This window comes from Sulfuricurvum sp. MLSB, assembly GCF_000747095.1.
GTDB lineage: Bacteria > Campylobacterota > Campylobacteria > Campylobacterales > Sulfurimonadaceae > Sulfuricurvum.
Window position 1 is genome coordinate 1 of sequence record NZ_JQGL01000047.1, and the last position, 1,497, is coordinate 1,497.

Sequence of the window (1,497 nt, forward strand, 5' to 3'; positions counted from 1 at the left end):
CAAATAACCGTATATCTGCTCATAATCTCTCATTCTATGGATGGGTCCATTTTCAGGATAAGGCATATAGGGGAATTGAATAATCATAAAGTTTTCTTTTTCATGTAAATTTTCTTCAATAATTTTAACAAAGTTTTTATCCGATATGAATTCTGTCTTTGAATTTTCCCATGTTCCCATCTTGGCATTTTTCGGTATTTGATCCCAGATACCGAAAGCCCCGATGGCCGATGCCAGCAGAAAAAAAAGTATGTTCTCATAAACTCTCTTGTGGACGTGGTTGCGAACAACCCGATTGATAACGATCGCCAATGCCATAAAGGCCAGTGTCGCGATAAAAACGCTGATCCGGTTATAAGCTCTGATCTGAGGGGTCACGAGATACGCAAATACAACCCCGAATCCCCCCACCGTCGATAATAAAAGTGCAACCAAATTAAGCTGCGAAAGTCTGCCCAGCGTCTTGGAAAAATGGCTCTGAAAAAAAACGACAAAAACCAAAATCAAAAATCCTAAAGTTGCAATAAATCCAAGAGAAGCATCTCTACTTTCATTGTCCAATAACGTGTTTTTATTATAGCCATCTTTAAAATCTGCTATTTTTTTACTATGGTGCTGTGTCACTGGCAAAACAAGTTGGATGATTTTTAGCCCCAACGTCTCGGCTTCGATCGGATTTCTCTGGGCGATACTGAGGTTTTTACCATAGGTATGCTCATAAATCTTGTAAGGGAGCATATTCATAGCAAACGGCACGACGGCAAACGCAAAAACCAATAACGCAGAATACACATGGTATCGGTTTTTATGGTACAGATAACTCGATACCAACGTAAACGCAACCAGACAGACCAAGAAGAAGGTGTAATAAAAATTCCATGTCGACGAAAGGATTAAAACAGCGATAATCCCCAAATTTTTCTTGGAATAATCAAACGAATATCTGCCCTCATTCACCCCCCCTTTGAAAAAAAGAGGCTTTTTGTTATGCAGCAGCAGCAGCAGATAATAAATCCATAGGGGAATAAAAAAATACCCGGTATAAAACGTATGCCCTAATCTGAAATAGTGGAAGGGGAGAAATGTAAACAGATACGCGACGGCAACCGCCAGAAAAAGGTTGACTCTCAATTTTCTCAGAACCGCGTACATCACGAACGCATTCAAGAAAAAAGTAGAGATTACAAAAAGATTAAAAACTGATGTGGCATCTAAAGTAAACAGGCTCAAGAAAAGCTGTCGTCGGAACATCATAAAATGCCCAATCCCCTGATATGATCATTTTAAAATACGCTATCGTCATCCGCCCGTCTACATTCAAATACATATTTGATAAAGGCATCTCAAGATGGGTTAAATCAACAGCTAAATAAAACTTAAGTGTTAAAGTGATTAAAATAATTAAAATTGAAAAAGCAATAAGCATTTCTATACTCTTTTTAGAAAGACCTTTCTTAATCATTGCGGGCTTGCCCTCTATGAAACTTTGCAATGCTG

Annotated in this window: 2 protein-coding genes; both read right to left on the reverse strand. The window is 38.3% G+C overall.

The window, feature by feature from the left end; genetic code table 11:
- Nucleotides 1-792, reverse strand: a 792-nt coding sequence (locus JU82_RS04965; protein ID WP_294892169.1) for a hypothetical protein, incomplete at its 3' end; no start/stop codon positions are given.
- 400 nt (nt 793-1,192) lie between these two features.
- Nucleotides 1,193-1,497: hypothetical protein (locus JU82_RS04970; RefSeq protein ID WP_294892171.1), on the reverse strand; the 305-nt coding region annotated here is incomplete at its 5' end.